This window comes from Planomonospora algeriensis (genome assembly GCF_977012225.1).
The window spans coordinates 1-5006 of sequence record NZ_CDRNDK010000451.1; the positions used below are offsets into that span (position 1 = coordinate 1).

Sequence of the window (5006 nt, forward strand, 5' to 3'; positions counted from 1 at the left end):
GCACCAACCGCGTGATCAAGACGGTCGCCCGGGACGCGTACGGCTTCCGCAATCCCGAGAACCAACGGCTACGCACCCGCTGCGCCACCACTCGAAAGAGCCGCGGGCACCTCAACCCCGCTTAACTTCGAAGAGCCGGTATACGGCGCGACGCCGGGCAGCGATAGGTACTACGTGGTCGCCGCCCTCGACAGTCTGTACTTCTGGACATCGCAAGGCAATGGACCGTGGAAGTACGAGGGCGTCTTCGACGGCAGGGAATGCGGTCCGTCGGTTCCTCGCGCCCTTATCCGGGCGTGGGGCACAGGCGGATTCGGTAAGCGTTGCTGAGCGTCTCCGGACAAACCGGCATCCGCCGGTATCCCGATATCCGGTGGGCCGGGACTGAGGAACGAATTCCTGGACCGTCGATCGCCCTTCGAAGAGCCGGTCGGGAGCCGTGTTCATCCTTCTCCCGCTTCGGGAGTGCGGCGCAGGGGTGGGCGGCGGGCCCAGGTGGCCCAGCGCCAGAGCCATTCCAGCGGGCCCTGGCGGTAGCGGCGCAGCCAGAGCGTGGACACCAGCCACTGGGGGACGAGGATCGCCCCGGCGATCAGGAGCACCTTCGCCGATGACCAGCCGTCCGGCGAGCCGCCGACGACACGGGTGGCCATCAGGACCAGGACCGTGGCGGACAGGTAGTTGGTCAGCGCCATCCGGCCCAGTGGCGCGAAGACCGTCCGCAGCACCGCCCGGAGCGGCGTCTTGAGCAGGAGCAGCAGGGCGCACACGTAGACGCCCGCGATCAGCAGCCCCGCCAGGGCGAACCAGAGGTTGAATGCCTCCTCGCCGATCCTCGTCCCGGTCTGCAGCCAGAGGGCGGGAACCGCCCCCGCCGCGAAGGCCAGGCCCAGTACGGCGGGGACGCGGACGGAGTGCTCCATCCGGTCGACCACGCCGTACCGGGTCAGCGCCGAGCCCAGCAGGAACAGTCCGGGCACCAGCGGCACCCCGTTGCCTCCGAGGATCAGCGGCGCCGCGATGAGGACGGCGGCGAGCCCCGCGACGGCCCAGCGCGGCAGCCAGGTCGAAGGCAGCAGCACCAGCAGTCCGACGATGGCGTAGATGGTCAGGATGTCGCCCCGCCACAGCAGGAACATGTGCCCCAGGCCCACGGCGAGCAGGAACAGGAGCCGGCGCAGCAGCAACACCCGCGGGCGCGGGACCCGGCGGCCCGCGGAGTCCAGCAGCAGCGAGAAACCGATGCCGAACAGCAGGGAGAAGACCGGGAAGAAGCGCTGGTCGACGAGCAGCCCCAGCCAGGCGTCGTCATGACCGGCCGCCACCACCTGGGTGACCGGTGCGGTGCCGCCCAGGTGGGCGATCGGCTTGACGTTCGCGAGCAGGATCCCGCACAGGGCGAACCCGCGCAGCACGTCGAGCGCGGCCAGGCGCGGGCGGCCGCCGCAGGAAGCCGTCGCGGTTCGTCCCGGTCCTGCGGCCTCCGGCACCGGGGGAAGCGTCTCATGTGGCATGGGTCTGATCCTGTGGACTCCGGCCCGCTCCCGTATCGGCGGAAAGCAGGAGGCAGACCGTACTTTCGGCCGGTGCGGGCCGATGGGTGGAGCACCGAGCGTGACCGCTTGACCCGAAAATGCGTAATTTTTTGCTCAGGCTTGTCCGGATGTGACAACTAGTCCAAGATTAGTAAAGTCTTCAACTACTTAGTTGGAGAGCCACTGCACGGATGAGGAGAAGCATGAAGCGCACCGTCTCCGTTCTCATCGCCGGCATCCTCGGCGCCACACTCACCGGCGTCAGCCCCACCTCCGCAGCCACCTCCCCGATCGACTGCTCCGCAGGCGACTACACCCGGGTCCGGGAGAGCTACGTCCCCACCAACGTCGAGAGGCCCGCGGTGGACGGTTTCGCCTACCGCATCGGCGGTCCGTCACCGACCACGTACGAGGTCTGCCTCGACGTCCCGGAGGGCTCGACATTCACGATCGACGTACGGAGCTGGTCCAACGGGTCGCCGGATGAGCCGTTCGTGGACGGCCGGCCCGGGGACAAGGTCTTCCGCTACTCGCTCGGCGCCAACAGCTTCTGGCAGATCTACGGCACGTTGACCGGGCCCGACAGCACCTTCCTCTACTACACCTGGTACGAGAAGAAGATCCCGGCCTGACGGGGAACGGGCTGACCGCCTCACTCAGCGATGCGGCCGGCTCCACCGCTCCAAGCGGCCCCGAAGCCTGCTTCATCCCGAGTTCAAAGCCCGCATGCTCCCGATCTCTCAAGCGGTCCGGTGAGCGACCGGATCTGTCGCCGTGAGTGAATTTCACCGCCGCACGAGACCGCGAAGGCCACTTCCCGATCACGGGAGGTGGCCTTCGACGTGCGGTGGGGTGTTCACGAGCGGCCCTGACCTGCGGGCGCGTCAGAGAATCGTTGATCGCTTCCCGTGTACGCAGCCTGGGCACTCACCGTTCGGAGGTCAGCAGGTCGCGTCAGACATGCTGACCGTCACATAGGGATGCGGCCGCTCCAGCCACTCGCCGGTCAGTCGCGCCCCGGTGGTGTGGTCGATGACCGCGAGGAAGGCGACCTGCCAGTCGTAGTCGACGCGGTCATTGAGGTCGTCGTCATCCTCATCCTCGTCGAGGTCCACGAGCGGGAGCTCGACGAAGAAGTCCGTCATCGCCCGCAGCTCGGGCCACCGGGGCAGACCGGCATGGTCTTCCTGCCGCCCGGGGAAGAGCGCGTCGATCGCCAGGAGGTGTTCGCCTCCGGCCGCGAAGCTGAGCCGGTTGTTGGCGTTGACATTCCACCAGGCGCTGTAGACGCGCGCTCCCGTACTGAGCCGCCGGAGCACGGCAGGGCTCGTCCCGAGGTGGTCCCACTCGAAGAGAACGGTGGTCGATCCGCACCGATCGACGAACACAGGATAGGCATCGCGTTCGGGCGGCCCGACCGCCTCGATCAGCGCCGGTTCGTGCAGCCGATAGGGCGTGTTCCCGGCGAGCCGGACGGCGACCTGGTCCAAGGTGAGCGCTCGCCCGTCGTCGGGGACCATCGCCGTCCAGCACATGCCGGCAGCGCCGAGCCACTGCCTGCTGCTCGTCAGTCGCCGGTAATGCTCGCGCAGATCGGCGCTCGGCGGCTGTCCGGTGTTCAAGCAAGGCCCCTTCGCTCGACGGGAACAGACCGTCGAGATCATCCCAGAGTCGCGGTGGAACCGGCCAGGCCATGCGTACCAACGGTTACGAGCCCGGGAACGAAGAGAGCCCGCCCGATCCACACGATCAGACGAGCACTCGTGACACGTGATCAGGCCGTCTCGAGAACAGCCCGTGGTGGACTGTTCACGAGTACCTCTGACCTGCACTGAAGCAGGGTTCGAAAGATTGCTTCCCGGGCCGGGGCTGATCGTTTCCCGAACTTGACGTGGGGGACTCGGCCTCGTCCTCGATACGAGGAGATCACACTGGAGGTTCCCCTACAGGTCGGCCATGCTACGGGTCTTGCCGTTGCGGCCGAGCCGGATCATCTGTCATCCGGAGGGTAGGCTCGCCATTCCAGGGCAGGATCGACCGGCCGCGTGGTGATGCTGATCGGTTCGGTCTGGGTGAACCATGCGGCGCGGCCGTTCGTTTCCCGCTGGACGCCCAGCGCCAGAGTGTGGTTGCGGCCCTCCGGGTCCAGACTGTCGAGCATCTCCTCGATGTTGATCATGATGAGGTCCACGACCTCCTCGGTGCTCCCGAACTCCCGCACGAGTTCCTCCACGTATTCGGCGAGGACGGCGTCGGGTAGGTGCAGCCTGGGCCGCAATGGCAGCGGTCTGTCCCCGGACGCCGTCACGATGTACTCGCCCGGCACCGGTCCTGCCTCGACGGCAAAACCCTTGTCCTGAAGTCGCTGCACGAGGACGGATTCGTACGTCATGCGCAGTGCTCCCCCGGGTAAGCGGTGATGATGTTGTTCGTGGAACTGCTCACGATCATGCGGATGATCGTTGTCCTCACGAGCTGGCCGGTCCGCCGGTTCAGCAGGTAAATGACGCGTGAGTAGCAGATCTTCCTGTTGCCGGACTTGGTGACATCGGGGTCGAGGGTGTTGTGCCGCATGGCAAGATCGGCGATATCACGCCAGTTCTGGTATGTCCCAAAGGCCAACCGTTCGAAGTCGGCCTTGTGATTCTTCAGGATATGGCGGTATCCCCAGAGCGGGTTACTGCTGTACTTCGGCCCGCCACACCGCAGCGCGTAGTCCGTGTGCTGGTTCTTAACGAAGAGGCGCACGAGCTTGTCCGGATCGGTACTGCGGCCGCATGCGCCCCACGGAGGCGCGTCCGGTGGAGGCGGTGCAGTTGTGAGAGCTGCGACGACGGGCTCCGCGGCCCAGCCGACATCGTCGGCATGCAGGACGACCGGGGTGTAGGCGAGAACGAGGATGGCTCCAGCGGAGACGGCTTGAGCCTGTAGTACACCCGACACAACCACCCCTCCCTGATTTGTGTACGCAGAGTAACTTAATGAGTTCAATCTGTAAATCATCGGGTGGGGGAGGATGTCGGCCGATCCGGCGATCTGCTGCAACCTTCCGGGCTACCGCACTTGTTGACCGCCCTTCGTGCCGATGACCTGCCCCCTTGTCCGGTCATGGTCGACGACCGGGCAAGGAGGCACAGGCTTTCCGTCGCCTCCGTGGGGTTCAGTAAGGGATCTTGCAGTCTTGGGAATCAGCGATGCCATTGACTCCTACAGCATGGAGTTGCATGCATACAGTGAGTGATAGCGATGGTTCGGTGACTGCGGCGAAGGAGGCGATGGTGGCGGCGCTGCTGGAAAAGCTGAAGGGGGCCGAGGAAGCCGCACGGCAGCAATGCGCTGAGCTGTCCCGGCAGCTGGAGGAGCTGCAGGAGCGGCTGACCGTCGCGCAGCGGCGCATGGAGCGGCTGTCCATCGCGCGTGAGGAACTGGCCGTGCTGGCCGCCGACGACGAGCCGGACGACGCGAAGCCCG

Annotated in this window: 6 protein-coding genes; 2 read left to right on the forward strand and 4 right to left on the reverse strand. The window is 66.2% G+C overall.

The window, feature by feature from the left end:
- Positions 1-443: 443 nt before the first annotated feature.
- The gene (locus ACWJ6R_RS29990) at positions 444-1514 is read right to left on the reverse strand and encodes a DUF418 domain-containing protein (protein ID WP_449065445.1); all 1071 of its coding nucleotides are present in this window, start codon (positions 1512-1514) and stop codon (positions 444-446) included.
- A 224-nt stretch (positions 1515-1738) separates the two neighbouring features.
- On the opposite strand from ACWJ6R_RS29990, the gene ACWJ6R_RS29995 reads away from it, so the two are divergent.
- Entirely contained in the window at positions 1739-2167 is a 429-nt protein-coding gene (locus ACWJ6R_RS29995; protein ID WP_449065446.1) for a hypothetical protein, read from the forward strand.
- 309 nt (positions 2168-2476) lie between these two features.
- On the opposite strand, the gene ACWJ6R_RS30000 is transcribed toward ACWJ6R_RS29995, so the two are convergent.
- The 3 genes from ACWJ6R_RS30000 to ACWJ6R_RS30010 all read right to left on the reverse strand — a co-directional run bounded on the left by ACWJ6R_RS30000 (position 2477) and on the right by ACWJ6R_RS30010 (position 4580).
- Positions 2477-3157: a DUF6461 domain-containing protein gene (locus ACWJ6R_RS30000; RefSeq protein ID WP_449065447.1), complete on the reverse strand. Its 681-nt coding sequence runs from the start codon at positions 3155-3157 to the stop codon at positions 2477-2479.
- Between the two features lie 368 nt (positions 3158-3525).
- Positions 3526-3927 carry a hypothetical protein gene (locus ACWJ6R_RS30005; protein WP_449065448.1) on the reverse strand — a complete coding sequence of 134 codons (402 nt, stop codon included), beginning with the start codon at positions 3925-3927 and terminating at the stop codon, positions 3526-3528.
- Positions 3924-4580 carry a hypothetical protein gene (locus tag ACWJ6R_RS30010; RefSeq protein ID WP_449065449.1) on the reverse strand — a complete coding sequence of 219 codons (657 nt, stop codon included), beginning with the start codon at positions 4578-4580 and terminating at the stop codon, positions 3924-3926. The genes ACWJ6R_RS30005 and ACWJ6R_RS30010 overlap by 4 nt, the downstream gene beginning before the upstream one ends.
- A gap of 233 nt (positions 4581-4813) precedes the next feature.
- On the opposite strand from ACWJ6R_RS30010, the gene ACWJ6R_RS30015 reads away from it, so the two are divergent.
- A partial coding sequence (locus ACWJ6R_RS30015; RefSeq protein WP_449065450.1) for a hypothetical protein occupies positions 4814-5006 on the forward strand: 193 nt, incomplete at its 3' end.

Bases quoted from the DNA above. Each gene is read 5' to 3' on its own strand.
- ACWJ6R_RS29990 (WP_449065445.1), bottom strand. From the start codon at position 1,514: ATGCCACATGAGACGCTTCCCCCGGTGCCGGAGGCCGCAGGACCGGGA.
- ACWJ6R_RS29995 (WP_449065446.1), top strand. From the start codon at position 1,739: ATGAAGCGCACCGTCTCCGTTCTCATCGCCGGCATCCTCGGCGCCACA.
- ACWJ6R_RS30005 (WP_449065448.1), bottom strand. From the start codon at position 3,927: ATGACGTACGAATCCGTCCTCGTGCAGCGACTTCAGGACAAGGGTTTT.